Origin of the sequence: Actinoallomurus iriomotensis, assembly GCF_030269445.1 — a bacterium.
In the GTDB taxonomy this organism is placed as follows: Bacteria; Actinomycetota; Actinomycetes; order Streptosporangiales; family Streptosporangiaceae; genus Actinoallomurus; species Actinoallomurus iriomotensis.
The window spans coordinates 440,269-465,062 of sequence record NZ_BSTJ01000008.1 but is presented as its reverse complement, the minus strand read 5'-3'; the positions used below and the strand labels follow the sequence as shown (position 1 = coordinate 465,062).

General features: G+C 71.7%; 21 protein-coding genes. 13 read left to right on the top strand and 8 right to left on the bottom strand.

Translation table 11 applies throughout. The features are described 5' to 3' along the window. Nucleotides 1-19: 19 nt before the first annotated feature. Nucleotides 20-331, top strand: a complete 312-nt coding sequence (locus QSK37_RS31750) for a DUF4235 domain-containing protein (RefSeq protein ID WP_285581644.1) — start codon at nucleotides 20-22, stop codon at nucleotides 329-331. A gap of 62 nt (nucleotides 332-393) precedes the next feature. On the opposite strand, the gene QSK37_RS31745 is transcribed toward QSK37_RS31750, so the two are convergent. Together QSK37_RS31745 and QSK37_RS31740 are read right to left on the bottom strand one after the other, a co-directional pair. Next, a complete protein-coding gene (locus QSK37_RS31745; RefSeq protein WP_432705618.1) occupies nucleotides 394-1,206 on the bottom strand; it encodes a hypothetical protein in 813 nt (270 codons plus the stop codon). A 14-nt stretch (nucleotides 1,207-1,220) separates the two neighbouring features. Beyond that, the gene (locus QSK37_RS31740) at nucleotides 1,221-1,517 is read right to left on the bottom strand and encodes a DUF4193 domain-containing protein (RefSeq protein WP_252778476.1); all 297 of its coding nucleotides are present in this window, start codon (nucleotides 1,515-1,517) and stop codon (nucleotides 1,221-1,223) included. 333 nt (nucleotides 1,518-1,850) lie between these two features. On the opposite strand from QSK37_RS31740, the gene QSK37_RS31735 reads away from it, so the two are divergent. The 3 genes from QSK37_RS31735 to QSK37_RS31725 all read left to right on the top strand — a co-directional run bounded on the left by QSK37_RS31735 (nucleotide 1,851) and on the right by QSK37_RS31725 (nucleotide 8,084). After that, nucleotides 1,851-3,413, top strand: a complete 1,563-nt coding sequence (locus tag QSK37_RS31735; protein ID WP_285628605.1) for a serine/threonine protein kinase — start codon at nucleotides 1,851-1,853, stop codon at nucleotides 3,411-3,413. An 18-nt stretch (nucleotides 3,414-3,431) separates the two neighbouring features. After that, nucleotides 3,432-6,248 carry an ABC transporter substrate-binding protein gene (locus QSK37_RS31730; protein WP_285628602.1) on the top strand — a complete coding sequence of 939 codons (2,817 nt, stop codon included), beginning with the start codon at nucleotides 3,432-3,434 and terminating at the stop codon, nucleotides 6,246-6,248. 741 nt (nucleotides 6,249-6,989) lie between these two features. Further along, on the top strand, nucleotides 6,990-8,084 hold the full coding sequence (locus QSK37_RS31725) for a chitinase (RefSeq protein WP_285628599.1): 1,095 nt from the start codon (nucleotides 6,990-6,992) through the stop codon (nucleotides 8,082-8,084). Nucleotides 8,085-8,161: 77 nt separating this feature from the next. Here QSK37_RS31725 and QSK37_RS31720 read toward each other — a convergent pair whose 3' ends face one another. Further along, nucleotides 8,162-9,259, bottom strand: a complete 1,098-nt coding sequence (locus QSK37_RS31720) for a sensor histidine kinase (RefSeq protein WP_285628596.1) — start codon at nucleotides 9,257-9,259, stop codon at nucleotides 8,162-8,164. Between the two features lie 29 nt (nucleotides 9,260-9,288). After that, nucleotides 9,289-9,942, bottom strand: coding sequence for a response regulator transcription factor (locus tag QSK37_RS31715; RefSeq protein WP_285628594.1), 654 nt, complete (start codon nucleotides 9,940-9,942; stop codon nucleotides 9,289-9,291). Nucleotides 9,943-10,103: 161 nt separating this feature from the next. Here QSK37_RS31715 and QSK37_RS31710 point away from each other — a divergent pair, with 161 nt between their 5' ends. Continuing rightward, complete coding sequence (locus QSK37_RS31710) at nucleotides 10,104-10,274, top strand: hypothetical protein (protein ID WP_285581632.1); 171 nt, start codon at nucleotides 10,104-10,106, stop codon at nucleotides 10,272-10,274. 151 nt (nucleotides 10,275-10,425) lie between these two features. On the opposite strand, the gene QSK37_RS31705 is transcribed toward QSK37_RS31710, so the two are convergent. From QSK37_RS31705 to QSK37_RS31695, 3 genes are read right to left on the bottom strand one after another with little or no spacing between them, the layout of a single operon-like run. After that, complete coding sequence (locus QSK37_RS31705; RefSeq protein ID WP_285628592.1) at nucleotides 10,426-11,226, bottom strand: inositol monophosphatase family protein; 801 nt, start codon at nucleotides 11,224-11,226, stop codon at nucleotides 10,426-10,428. 41 nt (nucleotides 11,227-11,267) lie between these two features. Next, complete coding sequence (locus tag QSK37_RS31700) at nucleotides 11,268-12,263, bottom strand: ferrochelatase (RefSeq protein WP_285628590.1); 996 nt, start codon at nucleotides 12,261-12,263, stop codon at nucleotides 11,268-11,270. Between the two features lie 42 nt (nucleotides 12,264-12,305). Continuing rightward, the gene (locus QSK37_RS31695; RefSeq protein WP_285628588.1) at nucleotides 12,306-13,463 is read right to left on the bottom strand and encodes a lytic transglycosylase domain-containing protein; all 1,158 of its coding nucleotides are present in this window, start codon (nucleotides 13,461-13,463) and stop codon (nucleotides 12,306-12,308) included. A gap of 500 nt (nucleotides 13,464-13,963) precedes the next feature. On the opposite strand from QSK37_RS31695, the gene QSK37_RS31690 reads away from it, so the two are divergent. The 8 genes from QSK37_RS31690 to QSK37_RS31655 all read left to right on the top strand — a co-directional run bounded on the left by QSK37_RS31690 (nucleotide 13,964) and on the right by QSK37_RS31655 (nucleotide 21,553). Continuing rightward, on the top strand, nucleotides 13,964-15,271 hold the full coding sequence (locus tag QSK37_RS31690; protein WP_285628585.1) for a D-arabinono-1,4-lactone oxidase: 1,308 nt from the start codon (nucleotides 13,964-13,966) through the stop codon (nucleotides 15,269-15,271). A 272-nt stretch (nucleotides 15,272-15,543) separates the two neighbouring features. Next, a complete protein-coding gene (gene sepH, locus QSK37_RS31685; RefSeq protein ID WP_285628582.1) occupies nucleotides 15,544-16,944 on the top strand; it encodes a septation protein SepH in 1,401 nt (466 codons plus the stop codon). 107 nt (nucleotides 16,945-17,051) lie between these two features. After that, nucleotides 17,052-17,603: a helix-turn-helix domain-containing protein gene (locus QSK37_RS31680; protein WP_285628579.1), complete on the top strand. Its 552-nt coding sequence runs from the start codon at nucleotides 17,052-17,054 to the stop codon at nucleotides 17,601-17,603. Nucleotides 17,604-17,606: 3 nt separating this feature from the next. Continuing rightward, nucleotides 17,607-17,969, top strand: a complete 363-nt coding sequence (locus tag QSK37_RS31675; protein WP_285628576.1) for a hypothetical protein — start codon at nucleotides 17,607-17,609, stop codon at nucleotides 17,967-17,969. Beyond that, the gene (locus tag QSK37_RS31670) at nucleotides 17,966-18,856 is read left to right on the top strand and encodes an ABC transporter ATP-binding protein (protein WP_285628573.1); all 891 of its coding nucleotides are present in this window, start codon (nucleotides 17,966-17,968) and stop codon (nucleotides 18,854-18,856) included. Before QSK37_RS31675 ends, QSK37_RS31670 begins: the two co-directional genes overlap by 4 nt. Beyond that, nucleotides 18,853-19,650 (top strand): ABC transporter permease, encoded by a 798-nt coding sequence (locus QSK37_RS31665; protein WP_285628570.1) that lies wholly within the window; start codon nucleotides 18,853-18,855, stop codon nucleotides 19,648-19,650. The genes QSK37_RS31670 and QSK37_RS31665 overlap by 4 nt, the downstream gene beginning before the upstream one ends. Nucleotides 19,651-19,772: 122 nt before the next feature. Continuing rightward, nucleotides 19,773-20,744, top strand: coding sequence for an ATP-binding cassette domain-containing protein (locus tag QSK37_RS31660; protein ID WP_285628567.1), 972 nt, complete (start codon nucleotides 19,773-19,775; stop codon nucleotides 20,742-20,744). Next, nucleotides 20,741-21,553 (top strand): ABC transporter permease, encoded by an 813-nt coding sequence (locus QSK37_RS31655; protein WP_285628564.1) that lies wholly within the window; start codon nucleotides 20,741-20,743, stop codon nucleotides 21,551-21,553. Before QSK37_RS31660 ends, QSK37_RS31655 begins: the two co-directional genes overlap by 4 nt. 10 nt (nucleotides 21,554-21,563) lie before the next feature. Here the strand turns inward: QSK37_RS31655 and QSK37_RS31650 are convergent, their stop codons facing one another. After that, nucleotides 21,564-24,731: an AfsR/SARP family transcriptional regulator gene (locus tag QSK37_RS31650; RefSeq protein ID WP_285628562.1), complete on the bottom strand. Its 3,168-nt coding sequence runs from the start codon at nucleotides 24,729-24,731 to the stop codon at nucleotides 21,564-21,566. Between the last annotated feature and the right edge of the window lie 63 nt (nucleotides 24,732-24,794).

The following is a 24,794-nucleotide window of genomic DNA, read 5'->3' as shown; positions in this document are numbered from 1 at the left end:
AACACTGAGAGGGACGGGTATGGCGGACAAAGGCGATCTGGGCTGGCGGCTGCTGGCCGGCGCGGCGGCTTTCGGCGCGGGCTTCGTGGCGCGGAAGACGATCACGATCGGCTGGAAGCAGATCACCGGCAAGGAGCCGCCGACCAACCCCGAGTCGCCGGAGGTCGCGCTGGCGGAGGCGATCGGGTGGGCCGTCGTCACCGGCGTCGGCATGGAGGTCGCGCGGCTGCTGGCGACGCGCGCCGCGGCCAAGCGCTGGCACAGCAGCACGGGTGAGCTGCCCGCCGCTCTGCGAAGCGCCGCCGACAAGGTCAAGAACGCCGGTTCCTGATCCGGCACGCCGCACCGGACCGTGAGTGCGACGGAAGGCGGGGCCCGCCTCGGCAGGGCGGGTCAGCCGCCGCCCTCGATGGACGGCGGACGGCGGAGCTCCTCGACGTGCTGGCCCCGCAGGTCGTCGCGGACCTTCTCGGCCAGCCGCCTGGTCGCCGCGTTGTTGAGCGCCCCACCCGCGACGGCCCCGGTCAGGAACGGGCCCAAAGTCGTGAAGTGACGGCCGAAGGTCCGGAGCAGGCGTTTGCGCAGCCCGGCCTTTGCCGCCACGCCGAGGGCGGCCGTCACGCTGCCCGGCTGCAGGGGGTCGAATCCTCGCTGCCCCGCCCACAGCTGCAGGAAGACCATGCCGCGCGCGGTGCCGCTGCCGGGAACCTGTACGCCGTAGACCTCGTGCAGCTCCGCGATCAGCTTGACCTCGATCGTCCCGACGACCACGGTCTCGGCCAGGATCTGCGCCGGCGCGGTCAGCAGTAGCGGAGGCGCGGTGAACTGGATCGCGGCGAGCGCTCCGCCCGCGGCGCCCACACCGGTCGTGGCGCGCTGCGCCGCGCGTACGAGCGAGTCGGCCAGGGCCTCGCCCCGCAGGCCGTCGTGGTGGCGGCTCAGCGTCTCGAGATCGCGCACGGGAACATGGGGAGCGATCTCCATGAAGGTGTCGGTGAGCCAGCGTCCCCGTCCGACGCCCGCGGCCCCGGCTCGGCGCGCGCTCGCGGCCAGCAGGCGCGCGAAACGTCCGAGCAGGCGGCCGCGGGTCTCGCGGTCCATGTCGTCCTCGGCGGACAACCGGCCGACCAGCTCCGCCATCTCATGGCCGAGCCGGTCGTCTCCGTCCCCCCAGCGGGCGACCTCCCTCTCCGGTTCTTCCGACACCACCGCTCCCGGCCTCAGGCCGCGCACTCACGGCAGATCAACTGGCCGTTCTTCTCCTCGGCCAGTTGGCTGCGGTGGTGCACGAGGAAGCAGCGCGCGCACGTGAACTCATCGGCCTGCCGAGGCAGAACGCGAAGGCTGAGCTCCTCGTTCGAAAGGTCGGCGCCCGGCAGTTCGGTGACCTCACCGGCGTCGAGATCCTCATCGATGACACCGGTGCTCTTGTCAGCCCGGCGGGCCTGCAGCTCCTGCAGGCTGTCCTCGCTGAGGTCGTCGTCGGTCTTACGTGGACTGTCGTAGTCGGTGGCCATCTTCTATCTCCATCCCCCTCGGTCCATAGTTATGCGCCCCGTCGCGCGGGTCTAACGCTTGGGAAGCCCATCTTGTGCCCGATCCGGGCGGGAAATTCTGTCACGGGATTTGCCCTGCTACACGCAAGCCACGTCGCGTCACACGGCGTCTTCCCGCACCCGCGCCGGGGATGTCCGATGTGTCCGACATCACAGCAGCAGGCGGGCGACAAGTCACCTCCTCACAACCATGAACCGGATAAGCACGACGTGCGTCACAGGTAACGCGATATCGTTCCCGCCGGGATAGACCTGGCGGGTGCAAAGAATAAGGGTTGTTGGAGGGGGTCACACATGCCGGATGCCGCTCCCCTGGAGCCGGGCGATCCGACCTCGCTGGGGCAGTACCAAGTCGTCGGAAGGCTCGGAGCGGGTGGCCAGGGGGCCGTCTATCTCGGCCGGTCGCCCTCCGGTGACCATGTCGCGATCAAGCTTCTGCACGAGCAGATGAACGCCGACTCGTCTGCCCGTACGAGGTTCGCTCGCGAGGTCGAATCGGCGCAGAAGGTGTCACCCTTCTGTACCGCCCAGGTCCTGGACTCCAATCTCGACGGCCGGCCGCCGTACATCATCAGCGAGTTCATCGACGGCCCTCCCCTGTACGACGTGGTCCTGCAGGAGGGTGCCTTCCGCGGCGCCGCCCTCGAACGCCTCGCGATCGGCACCGCGACCGCGCTCGCCGCGATCCACGAGGCCGGCATCGTCCACCGCGACTTCAAGCCCAACAACGTGCTCCTCGCCTCCGACGGCCCCCGGGTCGTGGACTTCGGCATCGCACGCTCGGTCAACTCCCAGCAGAGCTCCGTCACCGCCACCGGAATGGTGGTCGGGACGCCCGGTTACCTCGCGCCCGAGCAGCTCACGGGCGAGCCTCTGACGGCCGCCGTGGACATCTTCGCCTGGGGCGCCACCATGATGTTCGCCGCGACCGGCCACTCGCCGTTCGAGGCCGAGACCCTGCCGGTGATCATCAACCGGATCCTCAACGAGGAGCCGGACCTCTCCCGCCTCACCGGCACCATGCGCGAGCTGGTCGGCGCGGCGCTGGACAAGAACCCCCGGCGCAGGCCGGCCGCGCACCAGCTCCTGCTGCGCCTCCTCGGTCAGGTCGGCGCGACGCCCGGTCCCTCGGCCGACCGCGCGGACCTGCTGGACAAGGGCACCCAGGTCGCGGCCGAGCTGCCGCCTCCGCCGCCGATCATCCACACGCCACCGCCACCGCCGATGGTGAACACGCCGCCCCCGATGATGCCGGGGCCGGCGACGCCGAACCCGCCGATGATGATGCCGGGGCCGCAGACTCCGCCGCCGTGGCAGCAGCAGCAGCGGCCGATGCCGCCGCAGTTCACACCCCCGCCGCCACAGCGCAAGAACAAGAACGTCCCGATCTTCATCGGCATCGGCTGCGTGGTGTTCCTGCTGCTCGTGGTGGGCCTGCCGATCGCGCTCGCCGCCGGCTTCCTGTCCAAGACCAAGCACGACCTGTCCACCCTGCCGACCTACAGCCCGTCGCACTACGGCGTGCCCGACACGTACGTCGGCACGTGGAAGGGCACCGGGACCAACACCGACTCCGGCGCGGACAAGCGGCCGTTCAACATCACGATCACGCTGAACTCCGACTCGCGGATCGGCAAGGCCGACTACGGCAACTGCTCCGGTTCGATGTTCGAGGAGCCCGACAGCTCGACCGACACCAAGGTCGTCTTCAGCCAGACCCTGTTCAACCAGTCCGGCGGCACCTGCCCGACGTCCTCATACGTGACGATGACGCTGAACGGCTCCTCCATGAACTGGCAGATCAGCAAGACCGAACTCGGAACCTCGTTCGCGAACGGGACGCTCACCAAGCAGTGACCCGCGGGAGGGACGCCCATGCCGGAGATCGCTCCTCTCCGGGTGAACGACCCTGAGCGGCTCGGCTCCTACCGCCTGACCGGGCGGATCGGAGAGGGCGGTCAGGGGACCGTCTACCTCGCGGAGGACCCGGACGGCGAGCAGGTGGCCGTCAAGCTCCTGCACGCGCAGTTCAGCGGCGATGTGAAGGCGCGGGCCAGGTTCGCCGCGGAACTGGCCAACGCCAAGCGGGTCGCGCCTTTCTGCACGGCGCGCATCATCGACTCCGACGTCGAGGGCGACACCCCGTACCTGGTGAGCGAGTACATCGAGGGCCCGTCGCTGCGCGAGGTCGTGGACGAGCACGGCCCGCGGACGGGCGGCGTGCTGCAGCGGCTGGCGATCGGCACGGCGACCGCGCTCGCGGCCATCCACGAGGCCGGCGTGGTCCACCGCGACTTCAAGCCGACGAACGTCCTGCTCGCGGAGGACGGCCCGCGAGTGATCGACTTCGGCATCGCGCGCGCCCTGGACGCCGGCGGCACGCTGACGAGCACGACCGTGGGCACGCCGTCGTACATGTCGCCCGAGCAGATCGCCGGCGAGGTCGCCGGGCCGCCCACCGACGTGTTCGCCTGGGCCGGCACGATCGTGTACGCCGCGACGGGCAGCCCCCCGTTCGGCCAGGACTCCATTCCGGCCGTGATGAACCGGATCGTCCACCAGGAGCCGGCGCTCGGCATGCTCATGGGCCCGCTGCGCGAGGTCGTGGCATCGTGCCTGGCCAAGGACCCGCGGCGGCGGCCGACCGCCCAGCAGGTGCTGCTCCGGCTGCTCAGCAACGACGGCGTCTCGCTCCCGGGCGCCCACCCGGCGCCCGCCACCGAGGTCCTCAACCAGGGCGCGCAGGTCGCGGCCCAGAACACCGACCCGCCGCCGTGGACACCGCCGGCCGGGCCGTACGCCGCGTACCAGCCCGGCGGGTACCCGCCCGGCCGGGACACGCCGCCGCCGTACGGACCGGGCGCCAACACCCCGCCGCCGTACGGGCCGGGCCCGAACACGCCGCCGCCGTACGGGCCGGGTCCGAACACCCCGCCGCCGTACGGATCGGGGGTCAACACGCCACCGCCGTACGGGCAGAACGCCGACACGCAGCCCGCTGATCGTCCGTCCGGGAGTCATCCCGACCCTGGGGGCGGCCCGCGCCGCCGGACCCGGCCCGGAGTACTGGCCGGCGCGGCCGCCGCGCTGGTCCTGCTCGCGGCGGCCGGCACGTTCGCGGCGGTCCAGCTCGCCGACGGCGGTCACCGGCCGAACCCCACGCCCACGACGGCCGGGAAGGCCGGCGGAACGTTCCGAATGGCGCTGGCGGCGCCGGAGTACATCGACCCGTCGAACGCCATCACCACGGCCGACTTCTTCGTGGTGGAGAACCTCTACACCGGGCTGAGCCGGATCAGGCCGGACGGCTCGACCGCCCGAGCGCTCGCCACCCAGGTCACCGCCGATCCGACGTGCGAGCAGTGGCGGTTCACCGTCCGCGCCGGCACGACGTTCAGCAACGGCGAGCCCGTCGACGCCGCCGCCTTCGCCCGGAGCTGGAACCGCACCGCCCGCAACAAGACCGGCGGCGAGGGCTACCTGATGGACGACGTCCAGGGCTACGACGACGTGCTCTCGGGCAAGGCACAGACGATGTCGGGCGTCACGGCGAGCGGGAACTCGCTCCAGGTGACGCTGACCAAGCCGGACTGCGACTTCGAGAAGCGGGTCGCGGCCCCGGTCTTCGCCCCGATGCCGTCGGCGGCCGGCGACGCGTCCAACGACGGCTACAACCGGATGCCGGTCGGGAACGGTCCCTTCAAGATCAGCGGCTACACGCCCGGCGCGCGTCTCACCCTCGTACGGAACGACGCGTACGCGTTCACCAAGCCCAGGCTCGACCGGGTCGACGCCACCTTCGTCTCCGACCTCAGCGCGGCGCTGAGCGGCTTCGACGCCGGCCAGTACGACTGGGCGGAACTGCAGTCGGCGTCCATCCCGGCCGCCGTCGCCCGCCACTCCTCCGACGGTGAACTGGTCAAGGGCGCGATCGGCGGCATGACGTTCCTGCTGCCGATCGGCGACAAGGGCGCGATGAAGTCCAAGGAGGCACGCCAGGCGGTGTCGTACGCACTGGACCGCCAGGCGATCGTCGCCACCGCCTACCAGGGGATCTATCCGGTCGCGACCTCGATGGTGCCGCCGGCCATCCCGGGCGCGCTGACCAACGGCTGCACGGCGTGCGTCCACGACCCGGGGAAGGCCAAGACCCTGGCTGAGCAGGCGGGCCTGGGCCCCGGCTCGTCGGTGACGCTGACCCTCGGCGACAGCAGCTCCTACACCCAGCTCGCCGAGCTGGTGCGGCAGCAGCTGGAGTCGGAACTGGGCTGGAAGGTCAAGCTGCGGAAACTCGCGATCAAGAAGTTCTACCAGGACGAGGCGAGCGCCAAGGCCGAGGACCTGTACCCGTTCTCGTGGGTCGCCGACTACCCGTCGGCGGAGAACTTCCTGTACTCGCTGCTGTCGAGCGACTCGATCCAGCGCCGCGACGACGGGTCGGTGGGCGGTAGCAATTACGCGCGCTACACCAGCCCGGCCTTCGACAACGCGATGAAGGCCGCCCGCTCCACGGCCGACGCGGGCCAGCGGGCGAAGCAGCTCCAGGCAGCGGAGAAGATCGCCCTGGACGACATGGCCCTGATCCCGCTGTACTCCCACACGCAGTACCGAGTGGCCAACACGAAGGCGTTCGTGGGCATGACAATGGACTCGATCGGCTACCCGAACCTGACGACCACGGCCCGCAAGTAGCCGGCCTCCGGGGCCCACGACCCGCGGTAGCCACGCCCCCTGCGAGCCGGGGTACGTGCTGCGGTAGCCGCGTTCGTCCGCCGATCCCCGGCCTCCGGTGCAGACGCCCGCCCCAACGAGATCTGCCCCGGACACGGCCCGTACCACCCCTGAACAAGCCTCTGAAACAAGACGGGGCCCTTTGGTCGCCGCCGGTGCCCCGGACATGCCCCGCCCGCCCCGGGGAGGGCTTCGGCGAAGTTTTCAGGCGTGGGCTCTGGTGGTCGGGGTGGCCATGGTGGGGTGTAGGCGCTGATCGTGTGGTCGAACGCATCACCGTCGACGGCGGTCGGCACCGGCCGTCTGATGGACTTCCCCGCAGGCCTCGCAATGGCCCGACACCCGCAGCGACGGATCGTCCGGCAGGCAGGGCACCGCCGCGACCGAGCGGGCGGCGCCGCCCGGCGCATGCGTGCGGCGGCGCGCTCACCGAACACTGATTCCCTTCATCCCGATCCCCGGCCGGGCCGGGTTCCGCTGCGGTGCTTCGGCCGCCACGATCCCCGATCGCCACTGTGACCCGGTGCCGCCTCACTGCCGCCGGCGCGGGAGCGAACCCGGCGCGCGGCCAGGCCGCGGGGCCGCCGCCCACTGGGCGTTCGGCTTGACTCACTCGGTCAAGGCGCGATAGGAACCAATAGGAAAGCTTCCTAATAGCTTTCTCGGGGGCCCGTCCATCCCTCTCCCCGCCAGGAGTGTGACGTGAGACGCCTGTTCGCCAAGTCCGCCGCCACCTCGTCCGCCGCCACCCCCTCCACCACAACCTCGTCCGCCGTCACCCGGTTCGCGCTCTCGCGCAGGCCCCGTCCCCGTGCGGCCTTCGGCAAGGGCGTCGTCGCCAGGCTCGCCGCGATCGCCCTTCCCGCCGGGCTGCTGGCCGGTCTCGCCGTCGCTCCGTCCGCCTCCGCCGCCACGGCCAACTGGCCGTACGTCTCCCCCTACGTCGACATGGGCTCCTGGCCCACGCCCTCCCTCAGCCAGATGTCGCAGGCGTCCGGGATCAAGGGGTTCACCCTCGGCTTCGTGACCGGGGCGGGCTGCAAGGCCAGCTGGTTCAACGCCTATGATCCGCGTACGGCCTGGCAGAAGGACGAGATCGCCGCGCTCCGCTCGGCCGGCGGTGACGTGCGGATCTCCTTCGGCGGCGCGTCCGGGATCGAGCTCGCCCAGGCCTGTTCCAGCGTCGACTCGCTCTACACCGAGTACGCCGCGGTCGTGGACGCGTACGGCGCGAAGTACGCCGACTTCGACATCGAGGGCGCCGCCACGGCCGACCCCGCGTCGATCTCCCGGCGCTCGCAGGCGCTGGCGCGGCTCAAGCAGACCCACCCGAACCTGAAGATCTCCCTCACCCTGCCGGTGCTTCCCGAGGGGCTCACCGCCGATGGCCTCAACCTCGTGACCTCGGCCAAGAACGCCGGAGCCGGTCCCGACGCCGTGAACGTCATGGCGATGGACTACTACCGCAGCGGCACCGACGACGGCGACGCGGCGACGCAGGCCGCCCAGGCCACGCACGACCAGCTCAAGGCGATCTTCACCGGGAAGTCCGACGCGCAGATCTGGGCGATGGTCGGGGTCACGCCGATGCTCGGCAAGAACGACGACGGCAGCGTCTTCGACCAGAACGACGCGCGGCAGCTCGTGTCCTTCGCCAAACAGCACCACGTCGGCACGCTGGGGTTCTGGGAGGAGACCCGGGACCGTAACGCCTGCAACGGCGCGCTCTACCAGTGCACGAACATCTCTCAGCAGCCGTACGAGTTCTCGAAGATCTTCGCCGCCTACACCGGCTGACCCCCGTACTCCCGTGACCGCGTGGTGCCACTCGGGGGGCGTCACGCGGTCACGGGCCCTGAAACCCGAGAACGCCCTCAGGCCTTGGGCAGGCGTACGGTCACGATCAGGCCGCCACCCTCGCGCGGCGTCGCCACCACCGTGCCGCCGTGCGCGGTGGCCACCGAGCGGACGATCGACAGGCCCAGGCCGGCGCCCTTGGACGACTCGATCCGGTCGGTGTTGAGGCGGCGGAACGGCTCGAAGAGGTTCTGCACCTCGTACGCGGGCACCACCGGGCCGGTGTTCTCCACCTGGCAGGTGGCCCAGCCGTCGAGCACGCCGGTGCGGACGACGACCATGCCGTCGTCGGCGTTGTAGCGGACCGCGTTGTCGATCAGGTTCGAGACGAGGTGCTCGAGCAGGACCGGGTCTCCCACGGTGGGCCCGGAGGTGAGCTCGGTGATGATCTCGACGTCCGGCCGGTCCTCGCGCACGGCCGTCTTCAGCACCATCGTGGCGACGTCGCTCAGGTCGACGGCGGTGCGCGTGGTCAGCTCCCGCTCGCTGCGGGCCAGCAGGAGCAGACCCTCGATCAGCCGCTCGTGCCGCGCGTTGTTGGCGAGCAGCGTACGGCCCACGGTGCGCAGGTCGTCGGAGGCCTCCGGGTCGGTGAGCGCCACCTCGAGCAGGGTGCGGTTGATCGCCAGCGGGGTGCGCAGCTCGTGGGAGGCGTTGCCGACGAAGCGGCGTTGCGCGTCGAACGCCTCGTTGAGGCGCTCCAGCATCGCGTCGAAGGTGTCGGCCAGCTCCTTGATCTCGTCTTCGGGGCCCTCCAGGGCGATGCGCTCGTGCAGGGTGCTCTCGGACAGCTTGCGCGCGGTCGCGGTGACCTGCTGCAGCGGGGCGAGCGCCCGGTCCGCCACGAACCAGCCGAGTGCCAGCGCGATGAGCCCCACGCCGATCAGCGCGAACGCGGACTGCGTGATGAGCCGGTGCTGGGCGTTGTCGATGAAGCTCTGCCGGATCGCCTGCTGTTCCTGCTGGGAGATGCCGAACGGGTCGTTGGTGCGGACCTCGATCGGCAGCCCTTCCAGGATGTTGGTCACCAGCACGTACGCGACCGTCAGCAGCAGGAACCCAGCGGCGAAGAACAGGCCGCCGTAGAGCAACGTCAGCCGGAGACGCACCGTCATCCGGCGGGTCACGGCGTTCGGCGAGGGGCTCAAAGGCGGTACCCCGCGCCGGGCACGGTCTCGATGACCTGCGGGTCACCGAGTTTCTTGCGAAGCGTCATCATCGTCACCCGTACGACATTGGTGAACGGATCGATGTTCTCGTCCCAGGCCTTCTCCAGCAGGTGCTCGGCGCTGACCACGCTCCCCTGCCCGCGCATCAGCACCTCCAGGACGGCGAACTCCTTGGGCGTCAGGTCGATCGGCCGCCCCCCGCGGGTGACCACGCGACGCGCCGGATCGAGGCGTACGTCCGCGCGTTCGAGCACGGGCGGCAGCGGCGGCGCGGAGCGGCGGCCGAGGGCGCGGATGCGGGCGATCAGCTCCGCGAACGCGAACGGCTTCGCCAGGTAGTCGTCGGCGCCGATGGTGAGCCCCTCGACCTTGTCGTCGAGCTCCCCGGCGGCGGTGAGCATGAGCACGCGCGCGCTGGCGCCGTCGGCCACGAGGCGCCGGCACACCTCGTCGCCGTGCACCCGCGGCAGGTCGCGGTCGAGCACGACCACGTCGTAGTCGTTGACACTGGTCCGCTCCAGCGCGGCGGCGCCGTCGTACGCGACGTCCACGGCCATCGCCTCACGCCTCAGCCCGGTGGCGATGGTGTCCGCGAGCACGCGTTCGTCCTCGACGACCAGGACTCTCACCTGTATCCACCCCCTTGGACAGCCGCGCGCTGGAGGCGGCGGTATCTGTTATGTCACACCCGGCGTAAGTGTCCGATAAGCATGCCCAGGGTATTCGCAGGTTTAGCGGCGACCGCGACGTGGGTAGACCGCTCTTCACCTCTTTTTTGAAGGGAGACCGTGTGGGCGAGTTGTCGACGACGATCCACCAGCGTCTGAACGACGCGTACGAGTCGCTACGAGCGGCCCACGACACCGGCGACGATCTTCTGGTCGAGGCCCAGCGCGCCGAGATCGACGATCTTCACCGCACCGCCGCCAGCCACGGCATCGACGTTCCGCGCTGCGCCTGAGGCACCGCGAAGGGCGAGACGGAGACAGTCACGGCGAACGGTCATCCAACGACGGTCCCGCAGTGAAGGGACGCCGTCGGGCGTACTGATCGACGAACAGGAGCGGCCCCGCGTGATCGCGGGGCCGCTCTCGTCGTGGTCCGCGCCCGGCTCAGTCGCGCTCGGGCGCCAGCGGGACGAGCAGGTCGTGCAGTGCCTCGTACAGGCCGGGCCCGGCCGAGAGGGTCAGCTCCACGCTCGCGGGCCGGCCGTTCAGGCCGCCGATGGCGCCGCCCGCCTCCCGTACGATCAGCCCGCCGGCGGCGATGTCCCACTCGTGCGGGCCGCGTTCGAAGTAGCCGTCGACGCGCCCGGCGGCCACCGAGCACAAGTCGACGGCGGCCGAGCCGGCCCGCCGGATGTCGCGTACGCGTGGCAGCACGCCGAGCATCACCTCGGCCTGGTGGGCGCGACGCTGCGCGGAGTAGCCGAAGCCGGTCGCGATGAGCGCGCGTTCCAGCGGCACGCCCGCGTTGCACTGGAGCTTCTCGGTCGAGCCGTCGCGGCGGACGAGGTAGGCGCCCTCACCACGCGCCGCGGTGTAGAGCTCGCCGCGCGTCGGTACGGCGACGACCCCGGCCACGACCTCGCCGTCGACCTCGGCCGCGATGCTCACCGCCCAGTCGGGCAGGCCGTACAGGTAGTTGACGGTGCCGTCGATCGGATCGATGATCCAGCGCACGCCGCTGGCGCCGTCCTTGGCGCCGCCCTCCTCGCCGAGGAAGGCGTCGGCGGGACGTGAGGCGCGGATCCGGTCGATGATGAGCCGCTCGGCCGCCTGGTCCATCTCGGTGACCACGTCGGTCGGACTCGACTTGGTGTGCGCGACGCGGAGGTCGGCCGGGCGCTTGTCGATGAGCATGGTGCCCGCGGCGCCGGCCGTGGTGATCGCGAGTTCGAGCAGGTCGTGCACGTCTCCCCCTGATGGCCCGTGGTACGTGTTCGTCCGCGTGGTCACGCCGGCCTGCGGCAGCAGGTCTCGGCGCAGGTGTCCGGACGGGGTCCCAGCGTCCCAAGCGCCGGGCGTTCGGCGCCGTCGCGTTCGAGGAGGAGCTCGCGGACCATCGCGACGAACCGCGGATGGGTGCCGGCGGTGGCGGCCCGCTCGATCCGCAGCCCGATGCGCTCGGCCAGCTCGGCGGCCTCGACGTCGAGGTCGAACTTGACCTCCATGTGGTCGGAGACGAAGCCGATGGGCACGATCACCGCGGCGCGCGTGCCGCCGGCGCGGAGCTTCTCCAGGTGGTCGCCGACGTCGGGTTCGAGCCAGGGCACGGTGGGCGGCCCGCTGCGGCTCTGGTACACCAACGCCCACGGCCGGTCGGCCGCGACCGAGGCCGCGACGAGGGCGGACACGTCGTTCAGCTCCTCGACGTAGGCCGCCCGGCCGGGCTGGGCCATCGGGACGCTGTGGGCGGTGAAGACCAGGGACACCTCGTCGCGCAGGTCCTCGGGGATCCGCTCGTACGCGGCGCGGGCGTTCTCGATCACCGGCTCGACGAAGCCGGGGTGGTTGAAGTAGATCCGCAGCTTGTCGATCTCGGGCGCGCCCTCGACCTCGGCCCGGGCCCGCTCGATGTCCTCCAGGTACTGCCGGCAGCAGGAGTAACCGCTGTAGGCGGAGGTGACGAACGCGGCCGCCCGCCGTACGCCGTCGGCCTTCATCTCGCGCAGCGTGTCGGCGAGGAACGGCCGCCAGTTGCGGTTGCCCCAGTAGACCGGCACGTCGAGCCCATGGCCGGTGAGGTCGGCCTCGATCGCGGCCTTCAGGTCACGGCACTGCTGGTTGATCGGGCTGACGCCGCCGAAGTGGTGGTAGTGCTCGGCCACGGCCTCCAGCCGCGCGCGCGGCACGCCACGGCCACGCGTGACGTTCTCCAGGAACGGCATCACCTCGTCCGGCCCCTCGGGACCGCCGAAGGACAGCAGGAGCAACGCGTCGTAGGCCATGTCTCCATCAAACCAGCCGCGCGCGCGTACCCGCTCCGGGGCTCACGAGAAACGACGCGCGTAGGAGTGGGCGAGGGACAGGACCGCGTTCACATACGCCTGCGAGTGGTTGTAGGCCCAGATCGCCTTGGACAGCGAGCCGCGCCCGGCGCCGCTCGCGCACAGGTACTTGGCGGCCGCGGGCACGGCGTCGAAGGGGTCCATGATGTCGGCCTTGCCGTCACCGTCGCCGTCCACGCCGTACGAGCGCCAGGTGGCCGGCATGAACTGCATGGGCCCGAGCGCTCCGGCGCTGGAGGGCCCGACGTTGCGCCCGTGGTCACTCTCGATCTGGCCGATTGCCGCGAGCACGGTCCACGACAGGCCCGGACAGGTGCCCGCGGCCTGCTGGTACAGCTGCAGGTAGCTGGTCGGGCGGCCGCTCTTCTTGCTCGCCTTCGGCTGGTACTGCTTCTCGTGCAGGTTGATGATCTGACTCTGCGCGCCGACCGCACGCCGCAACCCGGACTGCAGCGTGTCGAGGTCGGCACCGGGCGCGTTGACGAGCAACCCGATGTCGGGAACCAGGCCGATCCTGCGCCCGGCCGTCCGCCCGACGAGCACGTTGATGCCGGGCAGGCCGAGCGACCCGGCCCCGCCCATCGTCGCCATGAGCTGGGTGCGGCCCTGGATCGCGTACTGCATGCCGGAGCGGAGCCCGAGCTGCCGCTGCACGTCGTCGGAGACGACGAACTGGTCACGGCCCAGCGCGGTCCACAGCGCGTCGTCGGTGGCGGTGTCGAGCGGTGTCCAGGCACGGAAACGAGCCGGGTCGACGGCGAACATGTTGGCCTGGCCGCCCTGCAGACGTATCGCGCCGGCGTCGACGGTGATGACGTCGCGTACGTGCGCGAGCTTGGACACCTTGGCCAACTGCCGCTTGCTCACGGGCTGCCCGGAGATGATGAGGAAGTCCGGCGGGACGACGTGCTTGAGCGCGGACGGCTGCTCGGACGCGGGCACGACGGTGGTGGGACGCGCCGCCGCCGCGGGCGTGCGTCCCGGCGTGGCCCGGCCGGTTTCGGACTGGCCGGTTTTGGGCTGGGAGGTCACGACGTACGCCGCGCCGCCGGCGACGGTGCCGGTCGCCGCCACGGCGATGGCCGCGACCGCGGCCGGGAGCCCCCGAAGCGCCAAGTGTCTGCGTGCGAAACGTCTCATCGACCATCCCAACGAATCTGCCCGGACGCTAGTTACCCACAATTCGGCCGGTCCCGGCCAGACCCCCGGGTGTTATCCACAGCGGGCCCTGCGGGCCTTCCGCCAGAGGACCGCGACACTTGACAATGGAAGTGGGCTGGAGCCCCCGTGGCGGGCGGGGACCATCTCGGACGGGGACCATCTCGGACGGGGACCATCTCGGACGGGGACCATCTCGGACGGGGACCATCTCGGACGGGGACCATCTCGGACGGGGACCATCTCGGACGGGGACCATCTCGGACGGGGACCATCTCGGACGGGGACCATCTCGGGCGGGGACCATCTCGGGCGGGGACCATCTCGGGCGGGGACCATCTCGGGCGGGGACCATCTCGGGCGGGGACCGCCTGGCACGCCGACTACCCCCGCGGGGACCGCTCCGCACAGAACCGCTCCGCGCGGAAACCGCACTCGACAGGCTTGCCGACGACCCGGATAACGTGAGTAAATCTCGGATTATGTCCTCCCCCAGCCCTGTGTGGCGGAACTGGACCGGTAACCAGCGCGCCACTCCCCGACGCATTGTCGCGCCGCGGTCCGCCGAGGAGGTCGCCGCCGCGGTCACGGCCGCGGCCGACGACGGTCTGACCGTTCGCATGGTGGGCACCGGTCACTCCTTCACCGGCGCCGCCGTCACCGAGGGTGTGCTGCTGCGCCCGGAGGGGCTGACCGCGCTGCGTTCCGTGGACGCCGACGCCGGTCTGGTGACCGCGGAGGCCGGCATGACGCTCCACGCGTTCAACGAGCATCTCGCCGCTCACGGGCTCGCGCTGGCGAACATGGGTGACATTCAGGAGCAGACCCTGGCGGGGGCGATCCAGACCGCGACGCACGGCACCGGCCGGGAGGCGGCCGGGCTGGTCTCGCAGGTCGCCGGGCTCGAACTCGTGCTGGCCGATGGCACGACCGTGACCTGCTCCCGGGACGAGCGGGCGGAGCTGTTCGACGCCGCCCGCGCCGGGCTCGGGGCGCTCGGCGTCGTGACGGCGATCACCTGGCACACCGTTCCCGCGTTCGTCCTGGAGGCGCGCGAGGAGCCCATGCGCTGGGACGCGGTGCTGGAGGGCCTCGACGACCTGGCCGCCGCCAACGATCACTTCGAGTTCTACTGGTTCCCGCACACCGACGGGTGTCTCACCAAGCGCAACAACCGGGTGGCCGGGCCGGCGAAGCCCCTGTCGGCGTTCCGGCACTGGCTGGACGATGAATTCCTGTCGAACTCCGTGTTCGGGTTCGCCAACCGGATCGGGTCGCGGTTCCCCGGCACGATCCCGGCGATCAACCGAGTCTCGGCTCGCGCCCTGGGCGCCCGCACGTACCGCGACCGCTCCGACCGGGTCTTCACGAGCCCGCGGCGCGTGCGCTTCAAGGAGCAGGAGTACGCGATCCCGCGCGAGGAGCTCGCCGACGCGTTGCGCGAGGTACGGTCGGTGATCGAGCGCAGCGGCCGGCGCATCGGGTTCCCCATCGAGGTACGCCTGCTACCGCCGGAGAACCCCTGGCTGTCGATGGCGTACGGGCGCGACAGCGCGTTCCTGGCCTTCCACGTGTTCCACTCGTCCGAGCACGAGGAGTACTTCCGCGACGTGGAGGATGTGCTGGCCGCTCTCGGCGGCCGTCCGCACTGGGGGAAGCTGCACACTCGCGACGCGGCGTATCTTGAGGGCGTCTACCCGCGTTTCGGGGACTTTCTGGCGCTCCGCGACAGGTTCGACCCCGAGAGGCGGTTTGCTAACGCATATACGACTCGTATCTTCGGTAAGTGAGCGGCAGGGGCACCCCCGCGACGGCATCGAACGACATCGCCTGGAAAAGGATGCACAAGAATCGTCAACCCCTCCACCTCGCACCCGGGTGAACAGGCAAGCTGGGACGACGCTGCGGGAACTTGACAGGATCACGTCGCTAGGACGGCGATGTTCGGACATGCCGGGTACGGTGCTGGCGGGCAGGTGCGTCCTGACGAGAGACTCAAGGAACCGGGGGAAGGGCACGCATGCGCCCCGAGCCACGTTGGACAGGGCACGAAAGGACACGCATGCAGGAGCTGCGCCTCGTCGCGGTCAGCGAGGACGGTTCGTACCTCGTCCTGGCCACCGCGGGCCGAGGCACCCGGTTCACGCTGCCCGTCGACGACCGGCTTCGCGCCGCGGTCCGTGGGCACTTCTCCCGCCTCGGCCAGTACGAGATCGAAGTGGAGAGTCCCTTGCGTCCCAAGGAGATCCAGGCTCGCATCCGCGCTGGAGAGACCGCGGAGGAGATCGCCGAGACGGCCGGTATCCCGGTGGAGCGTGTCCGCTGGTTCGAGGGACCGGTCCTGCAAGAACGCGAGTACATGGCGCAGCAGGCCCAGCGCGTGACGATCCGCCGCCAAGGCGAGTCCGCGCCCGCGCCGGCGCTCGGTGAGATCGTCGAGGAGCGCCTCGGTAAGCGGGGCATCGACCTGGAAGAGGTCGAGTGGGACTCCCGCAAGTGCGAGGACTCCACCTGGCGTGTCCGGCTGTCGTTCTCCTACGACGGCCGCCCGTACGCCGCGGAGTGGGCCTACGACCCGCGTCGCCGGCACATCTCCGCGGTCAACGAGGAGGCCGCGCGGCTGTCCTCGCTCGAGCTGGACGACCCGGTGGACGACATCGTCACCCCGTTCGTCCCCCGGCGCGCGATGAAGGTCGTCACCGAACCCGTACGCGAGGCGCCCCCCGCCTCGGCCCCCGCGCCGCGGGAGGAACCACCGCCGGTGGAGGAGCCCGCGTTCGTACGCGAGGTGCCGCGCCAGGCGATCCCGCGACCGGAGGCGCCGCGGCCGGAGGTGCCGCGCCCGGAGCCGGAGGAGCCGCGCGAGACCGGCCTGTCCCGCGCGCCGTCGCAGCGCGAGGCCGCCCCGGCGCGCGAGGACACGGCACCGCGTGAGACGGTGCCGCCGTCGCCGCAGGAGACCCAGCGCGAGACCGCTCGCGAAACAGCACCCGCGAAGCCGCAGGAGGAAGCCCCGGCGCAGGAGGCGGCACCGCCGCGTCCGCGTGAGACGGGCCCCGCCGAGCCGCGTGAGAGCGCCGCCGCCGCGCCGCAGGCACCGCCCGCCGAGGAGCCCGCACCGGCGCCGGCCGAACCCGCACGCCCGGCCGCCAAGCGCGAGCCGGCCGTACGCAAGCCGGTGCCCAAGCCGGCCGAGCCGAAGGCCGCGCCGCAGAAGCCCGCCGCGCGGGGACCCGTCCAGCCGAAACCCACGCCGCCGAAGCCGGCGCCGCCGAAACAGCCGAAGCCCGCCGAGGCCCCGGCGGCGGAGACCGAACAGCCGGCCGCGGCGGCCGCCGCGGGTGGCAAGGCCACGCCTCCGCCCGCACAGGAGAAGCGTCCGGCACGCAAGAAGGCCCGCGGCAAGCGGGCGTCGGTTCCGTCCTGGGACGAGATCATGTTCGGCGCCCGCCGCCCCGAGTAACGAAACCGATCCTCACGGCACCGGTCCGCCCGTGACGCGACGCACGGGGGCGGGCCGGTGTGCGCTCTCGTATCATTCTCATTATCGATAGTGATAACGTCTCCCCTGTGAGCACTTCGGCAGAGCGCTGGGCTGAGCTGGCACTTCATCCCGTGCGCATCCGGATCCTGAGCGCGACGGCGGGCAGTCGCCGTACGGCATCCGATCTGACGGGTCTGCTGCCCGACGTTCCGCAGGCCACGCTGTACCGGCAGATCGCCACGCTGGCCAAGGCGGGGCTGCTGGTCGTCGTGGAGGAACGCAAGGTCGGCGGCGCGACCGAGCGTGTGTACACACTGCCGGAAGGCGGGGTGACTCCCACCGCGGATGCGCTGGCCGCGGCCTCCCCTGAGGATCACGCGCGGTTCTTCACCGCGTTCGTCAGCAGTCTGCTGTCGGAATTCTCGCGCTACCTCGCCGGGGAGCACGGGGAGCACATCGACCTGGTGGCCGACGGTGTCGGCTACCAGCAACTGGTGCTGCATCTGGATGACGAGGAGTTCGCCCGCTTCGCACAGGGGTTCGCCGAGCTGGTGCGGCCCCTCCTCGCGATCGAGCCGGGAGAGGGCCGGACGCCGCGGTTGCTGGCGACGATCCTCCTTCCCCTGACGAAAGGCTGACACGTGGCGACGGTACGGATCACCAAGGGCCTGATCACCATCGAGTTCGGTCCGTGGGAGCGGTTCTTCGCCGGGCGCGCCCGGCACACCGTCCCGCTGACGGCGGTACGGCGGGCGGCCGCCACGGCCCATCCGCTGCGCGTCCCCCGCGGAACGAGAAGGGGACTGACCGTGTCGGGCATCACCAAGGTCGGCGTGTGGGGCCTCGTCCTTGGTCCACAGCAACTGGTCGCGGTCAACCGCCGGCAGCCCGGGTTGCACCTCCTGCTGGATCGCGGGAGCTCTGGCAGCGAATTCGACGAGGTGGTCGTCTCGGTCCCCGACGCCGACCGCCTCGTCGAGGACATCAGGGGCATGGCCGCATGAGCGACATCGAGGTGCGCAACCTGACCAAGACGTACGGCACGGTCACAGCCGTCGACGACCTCAGCTTCGCCGTCCGGCCGGGAACGGTCACCGCCTTCCTCGGCCCGAACGGCGCCGGGAAGACGACGACGATGCGCATGATGATCGAGCACGTCGTGCCCACGTCGGGCAGCGTGACGATCGGCGGGCGGCGCTACCGGGAGATCCCGCACCCGACCACCATGGTGGGGGCGGTCTTCGACTCCTCTTTCCACCCGCGCCACTCGGCCAGAGACCACCTGAGAATCTACGCCGCGATGGGCGGGTACCCGGACCGCCGGGTCGAGGAACTGCTCGATCTGCTGGGTCTGGCCGAATCCGCCCGGCGCAGGACGGGGGGCTTCTCCACCGGCATGCGGCAGCGGCTCAACCTGGCCACCGCCCTGCTGGGCGATCCTCGCGTGCTGCTGCTGGACGAACCCGGCAATGGCCTGGACCCGGAGGGCATGGCCTGGCTGCGCTCCCTCCTGCGCGACCTGGCCGCCGACGGCCGCGTCGTCCTGGTCTCCAGCCACGCCCTCAGCGAGGTGCAGCAGGTCGCCGACGAGGTGGTGGTCATCAGAAAGGGGCGGCTGCTCGCCGCCGGGCCCCTGCGTGAGCTCCTCGGTACGGCACGAGCCGTGCTGGTCCGCAGTCCCGACGCCGCCGAACTGGGCCGGCTCCTGAGGCGCAGTACCCATCCGGTCGAGGCCACCGGCCCGCAGGACCTGCGGGTCCGCGGCCTCGATCCCGCCCAGGTCGGCGACCTGGCCGCCGCTCACGGGCTGCGCGTCCACGGCCTGGCCTCCGAACACTCCAGCCTCGAACAGCTCTTCCTCGATCTGACCGGCGACCGGACGTGCGCATGAAGCCCCTGCTGCACGCGGAGTTCCGCAGGCTGCTCGCGACCCGGTTGTGGCCGACGACCCTGCTCGTGGCCGCCCTCCTCGGCGGCGGCCTGGTCGGCGTGCTCGCCTTCGCCGGGCCGGAGAACTTCCAGCCCCCGATGCCGGGGGTTCACACCGAGGCCGGTGTGCGAACCGTTCTCGGCTTCCTCGGATTCACCTCCTTCGTCCCCGCCGCGATCGGCACCCTGGCCGTGACCTCCGAGTACCGGCACCGGACCATTGATTGCACGTTCCTGTTCGCGCCGGACCGCTGGCGGGTGCTGGCCGCCAAGCTCGTCACCTACGGCGTCGCCGGCATGGTCTACGGGCTCGTCCTGTCCGCCACCGCCGCCGTGGCGCTGTTCGGCGCGGCCGCGGCCCGGGGCGTCCGGCTGGGCCTGCCCGCCGGGACCGTCATCGAGTTGCTGGCCCGCGTCGGTGTCGCGATGGCCGCCTACACGGTGCTCGGCGTGGGCATGGGCGCGCTGATCCGCCACCAGATCGCAGCGCTCTGCGTGGTGATCGGTTACCTGTACGGCGGGGAGCTGCTGCTCCTGATGATCCCAGGTGTCCGCGAGCTGTACCCGTGGCTTCCCGGCGGCGCGACCGCGGCGCTGACCGACTTCACCGCCGTGGCCGACGCCCTGGCCGAGCAGCAGTCCAGCTCCCCCGTCCACCTGTTGCCTCCGCTGGCCGGGGCACTGGTCATGCTCGGATACGCGGTGCTGGCGAGCACCGCCGCGATGGTCAAGCCGATGCGCCGCGACGTCGCCTGACCCGATTCGCAGTACCGGCCGTGTCAGGCACGTATCAGCGGATGTCAGGCGAATGTGCGTGAGATGCCAGGCCCCCCGTGGACAGTGATGGCAGGAGACATCACATTCCACGGGGAGAGCCCATGACTTACGCGATCCAGGCCGAGGGCCTGGTGAAGCACTTCGGCGACACGGTCGCCCTCGACGGGGTGGACCTCGCCGCCCGGGCCGGCAGCGTTCTGGGGGTGCTCGGCCCGAACGGGGCCGGCAAGACGACCGCGGTGCGGATTCTGGCGACCCTGCTCCGGCCCGACGCGGGCCGGGCGACGGTCGACGGGTACGACGTCGTGCGCGACGCGCACCAGGTCCGGCAGCTCATCGGGCTGACCGGCCAGTATGCGTCCGTCGACGAGATGCTCACCGGCACCGAGAACCTCGTCATGATCGGACGGCTGCTGGAGATGCCGCGCCGGGAGGCCAAGGCGCGCGCCGCCGAGCTGCTCGAACGGTTCGAGCTGTGGGACGCGCGCGACCGTGCGGCCAAGACCTACTCCGGTGGCATGCGCCGCCGGCTCGACCTGGCCGCCAGCCTCGTCGGGCGGCCGTCGGTGCTGTTCCTGGACGAGCCGACCACCGGCCTCGACCCGCACGCGCGCGGCGGGCTGTGGGACACCGTGCGGGGGCTGGTGGACGACGGCGTGACCGTGCTGCTCACCACGCAGTACCTGGAAGAGGCCGACCAGCTCGCCGACGAGATCGCCGTCATCGACCGTGGCAAGGTCATCGCGCACGGCACACCGGACGAGCTGAAGAGCCAGGTCGGCGGCCAGGTGCTCCAGGTACGGCCGGTCGACACGCGCGACCGCGAGACGGTCGCCGGGCTGGTCAGCATGGTCGTCGGTCAGGACATCCAGATCGAGGGCGACCTGGTCACCGCGCCGGTCTCCGACCCCGGCGTGCTGCCGAAGGTCGTCCGTCACCTCGACGACGCGGGCGTGCTCGTGGACGAGCTGGCACTGCGCCGGTCCAGCCTCGACGAGGTCTTCCTCGCCCTGACCGGCCACCGCGCCGAGGAGCCGAAACCCGAGCCCGAGCTCGAAGGGAGCCCGGCATGAGCGCCGCCACCGTCACCGCCCCACGCACGCTGTCCTCGCGCGTCAGCCCGCTCGCGACCGTCCGGCACACGCTGACCCTCGCCTGGCGCACGCTCGTGCAGATCAAGCACAACCCGATGGAACTGATCGACCTCAGCGTCCAGCCGATCATGTTCGTGCTGCTGTTCACGTACGTCTTCGGCGGCCAGATGGCCGGCGGTCATCCGACCGCCTACCTGCAGTACGCGCTGCCCGGCATCATCGCCCAGAACGCCCTGTTCGCCACCCTGAACACCGGTGTCGGCCTGAACACCGACATCACCAAGGGCGTCTTCGACCGGCTGCGCGCCCTGCCGATCTCGCGCATGTCGCCGCTGGCGGGCCGGATCGCCGCGGACACGGTCAAGCAGGTCTGGTCGATGGGCATGCTGCTGGCGGTGGGCATCATCATCGGCTTCCGGGTCAAGACCGACGTCGCCGGGGTGGCCGGCGCCCTGCTGCTCCTGGTGGTGATGTCGTTCGCGGTCTCGTGGGTCTCGGTGCTGATCGGCGTCCTGGTGAGCGCGCCGGAGAAGGTGCAGATCTTCGGCTTCGCCACGATCTTCCCGATGAGCTTCTCCAGCAGCGCGTTCGTGAACGTGCACACCATGCCGGGCTGGATGCAGGCCTGGGCCAAGGTCAACCCGGTGTCCTTCCTGGCGAACGCCACCCGCGGGCTGATCAACGGTGGCGCGGTCGCGACTCCGGTGGCCCAGAGCCTCATCTCGGCCGTCATCGTCGCCGTCGTCTTCGCCCCGCTCGCGGTGCGCGCCCTGCGCCGCCGCATCTGAGGACGAGGCGTCACGCCCGGGAGCCGGCCGCGTGCGCGTACGCGCACGCGGACTCGCGATTCATCGCCCGGCCCCGGGCGTACGCCGCGTCGAACCGCGCGTCGCCGATCGCCTCCCGCGCGGCCCGCTCGATGCGCGGCGGGTCGGCGAGCGACCGGTCCTCGGTGCCCCGTACGGCGACGGCGGCGCCGAGCAGCGTCGCCGCGCGCTCCGGCTCGCCCGTACGGACGGCCAGGTCCGCGAAGCCGACGAGGGCCAGCCCCGTGACCGGCGCGTCGAACCCCGCCATGGCCAGCCGGAGGGCCTCGGCGTGCCGGGCGAACCCGGCGTCCGTGTCGCCCTCCAGTGTGTGCAGGAGCCCGAGCAGCGAGTTGATCATGGCACCGAACTGCGGCGGTCCGCCCTCCCGGTGGTGGTCGACGGCGGTTTCGAGGTGTTCGCGCGCGGCCGGCAGGTCGCCCGCGCGGAGCGCGAACTCCCCGAGCGTGAAGCGGACGATGGCGAGGTCCTCGGGCGCGCTGCGGCGCCGGGCGCTGCGCAGGGCGGTGTCCAGCTCGGCCCGCGCTCCCTCTTCGTCCCCGACCGCGCTGTAGGCCTGGGCGAGGCGGATGCGGAGGAAGCTCGCGTCGTCGTGGCTCCCGAGTTCGAGAGAGAGGCCGAGCGCCTCCTCGGTGTAGCCCTTGGCGCGCACCGTCTCGCCCCTCCAGAGCGCGACCTCGGCGAGCCCGGCCAGCGCCAGCGACTGCCCCCAGCGCTCGCCGATGACGCGGAACTCCTCCAGCGCGGCCCCGAAGTCGGCCTCGACCTCCCCCACCTTCCCCAGATTGATCAGCCCGTGCGCGCGCATCGTGCGGCCGGTCGCCCGCAGCCACGGGTCGGGCGCGGTCAGCAACGGCTCCATTCCGGCCAGTGCTTCATCGCTTTGGCCGTCGAAGAACCGCAGGACCACCGGCGCGGCGCGGAGTACAGGGTGCAGGCCGTCGGGGTCGAGGTGGCGGGACGCCTCCAGGGCCGCCTCGAGGTGTGCGCGCAGGGCGGCCCGGCCGGGGGTGTCGAGGCCGGGGCTGCCGAAGGCGCCGAGCGTCCAGTACATGCAGGCGAGCGCCCGCGCCTGGGCCGGTCCCTCGCCCGGCAGCGCGACCGCCTCGGCGGCGAGCTGTTCTCCCTCGGCCCGCCGGCCGCGCATGAGCCAGTACCAGCCGAGCGCGGCGACGTAACGCACCGCGAGCGCCGTGTCGCTGACGTCGATGGCCCAGTGCAGCGCCGACTGCAGGTTGTCGTACTCCGCGTCGAGCCGCCGCAGCCACTCCACCTGATCGCGCGTGCGGAGGAGGGGCTCGGCGCTCTCGGCGAGTGCGAGGAAGTGGTGCGCGTGCGCCCGCCGTACGCGCCGCGCCTCACCGGTCTGGGACAGGTGGCCGGCGCTGTAGGCGCGGATGGTCTCCAGCATCCGGTAGCGGCCGGCGCCGTCCACGATGACGAGCGACTTCTCCACCAGCCCGATGAGGGCGTCGAACACGTCGTTGCCGCAGACCTCCTCGACGCTCTCCAGAGTGGCGCCCCCGGCGAAGACCGACATCCGGCGCAGGAGCACCTGTTCGGGCTCGTCCAGCAGGTCCCAGCTCCAGTCGACCACCGCGCGCAGGGTCTGGTGGCGCGGTAGCGCCGTACGGCTGCCGCCGGTGAGCAGCCGGAACCGGTCGTCGAGGCGGCCGGCGATCTGCCCGATCGTCATCGTGCGCAGGCGCGCGGCCGCCAGCTCGATCGCCAGCGGCATGCCGTCGAGGCGGCGGCAGACGGCGAGGGCCGCGTCGAGGTCGGCGTCGATGGTGAAACCGGGGCGCACCGCCGCGCCCCGCTCGGCCAGGAGGCGTACGGCCGGGTAGTCGAGCACGTCGCCGGCGGCGCGGGTGGTGGCGTCCGGAAAGGCCAGCGGCGGCACCGGCCAGAGGGTCTCGCCGGTGATGCCGAGCGCCTCGCGGCTGGTGGCGAGGACGCGCACCCCCGGACAGTCGGCCAGGACGCGGTCGGCGAGCCGGGCGCACGCGTCGATGAGGTGCTCGCAGTTGTCCAGGACGATCAGCAACCGCTCGCCGGCCAGCGCGGCGACGAGCCGCTCGACCGGGTCGGCCGAGGCCGGGGCCGTACCCCGCATGCTCCCGATCAGCGCGCGCTCGCGCAGGCCCAGCGCGGCGAGCAGGGCCTGCGGCACCTCGCCCGCGTCGCCGACGGGGGCCAGTTCGGCCAGCCAGACACCGCCCGGCATGCGGTCGGCCAGCCGGTCGGCGGACTCGACCGCGAGCCGGGTCTTGCCGGCTCCGCCCGGTCCGGTCAGGGTGACGAGGCGGTTCTCCTCCAGGAGCCGCCCGACCCGGTCGAGCTCCTTCTCGCGGCCGACGAAGCTCGTGAGCCGGGCGCGCAGGTTGGTGCGGGCCGTCGGGCGTGGCCCGGTGGGCGCGCCGCGCAGCACGTCCAGGTGCGCCTCCCGCAGTTCCTCCGACGGGTCGACGCCGAGCTCCTCGGCGAGCGTGCGGCGCGCGTCCTCGAACGTGGCCAGCGCGTCGGCCTGCCGTCCCGCGGCGCCCAGGGCGCGCATGTACTGCGCGCGCAGCCGCTCGCGGAGCGGGTGAGCGGTGACGAGGGCCTCCAGCTCGGCGACGTCCGCGCGGCCGAGCCGCAGCCGTGCCTCGACGTGGTCCTCGACCACGCCCAGGTGGCGTTCGGTGAGGCGGGAGACGTGCCCGCGGGCGAAGTCGGCGTCGGCGACGTCGGCGAGGGCCGGGCCGCGCCAGAGCCGCAGCGCCTCGGCGAACGCGTCGGCGGCCCCGGCCGGGTCGTCGGCCAGCAGGTCCTGCCCGCGTGCGGCGAGCCGGTCGAACTCGATGACGTCGAGGGTGCCGTCGCCGTCGAGGACCAGCCGGTAGCCCGCGGGGTGCGACTCGATCACCAGACTGGGCACCGCGCGCCGCAGGCGGGAGATCAGGGACTGCAGCGCGTTGGCCGTGCCGGAGGGAGGGGTGTCGCCCCAGACCCCGTCGGCGAGCCGCTCCGCGGTCACCACCCGGCCGGCGTCGAGGGCCAGCAGGATGAGCAGGGTGCGCAGGCGGGAGCCGCCGACCTCGACCGGCCGGCCGGCGGTGTCGGCCACCTCGAGGGGGCCCAGCAGCCCGATCCGCACGAGCCGTCCTCCCTCCCACGGTTGTCACATGCGGCCGCAGCCACGATATATCTCGATAAGTTC

Excerpts from the sequence above, each read along its gene's own strand:
- QSK37_RS31750 (WP_285581644.1), top strand. The coding sequence starts at position 20 with ATGGCGGACAAAGGCGATCTGGGCTGGCGGCTGCTGGCCGGCGCGGCG.
- QSK37_RS31740 (WP_252778476.1), bottom strand. The coding sequence starts at position 1,517 with ATGGCCACCGACTACGACAGTCCACGTAAGACCGACGACGACCTCAGC.
- QSK37_RS31735 (WP_285628605.1), top strand. The coding sequence starts at position 1,851 with ATGCCGGATGCCGCTCCCCTGGAGCCGGGCGATCCGACCTCGCTGGGG.
- QSK37_RS31730 (WP_285628602.1), top strand. The coding sequence starts at position 3,432 with ATGCCGGAGATCGCTCCTCTCCGGGTGAACGACCCTGAGCGGCTCGGC.
- QSK37_RS31720 (WP_285628596.1), bottom strand. The coding sequence starts at position 9,259 with ATGACGGTGCGTCTCCGGCTGACGTTGCTCTACGGCGGCCTGTTCTTC.
- QSK37_RS31700 (WP_285628590.1), bottom strand. The coding sequence starts at position 12,263 with ATGGCCTACGACGCGTTGCTCCTGCTGTCCTTCGGCGGTCCCGAGGGG.
- QSK37_RS31695 (WP_285628588.1), bottom strand. The coding sequence starts at position 13,463 with ATGAGACGTTTCGCACGCAGACACTTGGCGCTTCGGGGGCTCCCGGCC.
- QSK37_RS31690 (WP_285628585.1), top strand. The coding sequence starts at position 13,964 with ATGTCCTCCCCCAGCCCTGTGTGGCGGAACTGGACCGGTAACCAGCGC.
- sepH (WP_285628582.1), top strand. The coding sequence starts at position 15,544 with ATGCAGGAGCTGCGCCTCGTCGCGGTCAGCGAGGACGGTTCGTACCTC.
- QSK37_RS31670 (WP_285628573.1), top strand. The coding sequence starts at position 17,966 with ATGAGCGACATCGAGGTGCGCAACCTGACCAAGACGTACGGCACGGTC.
- QSK37_RS31665 (WP_285628570.1), top strand. The coding sequence starts at position 18,853 with ATGAAGCCCCTGCTGCACGCGGAGTTCCGCAGGCTGCTCGCGACCCGG.
- QSK37_RS31660 (WP_285628567.1), top strand. The coding sequence starts at position 19,773 with ATGACTTACGCGATCCAGGCCGAGGGCCTGGTGAAGCACTTCGGCGAC.
- QSK37_RS31655 (WP_285628564.1), top strand. The coding sequence starts at position 20,741 with ATGAGCGCCGCCACCGTCACCGCCCCACGCACGCTGTCCTCGCGCGTC.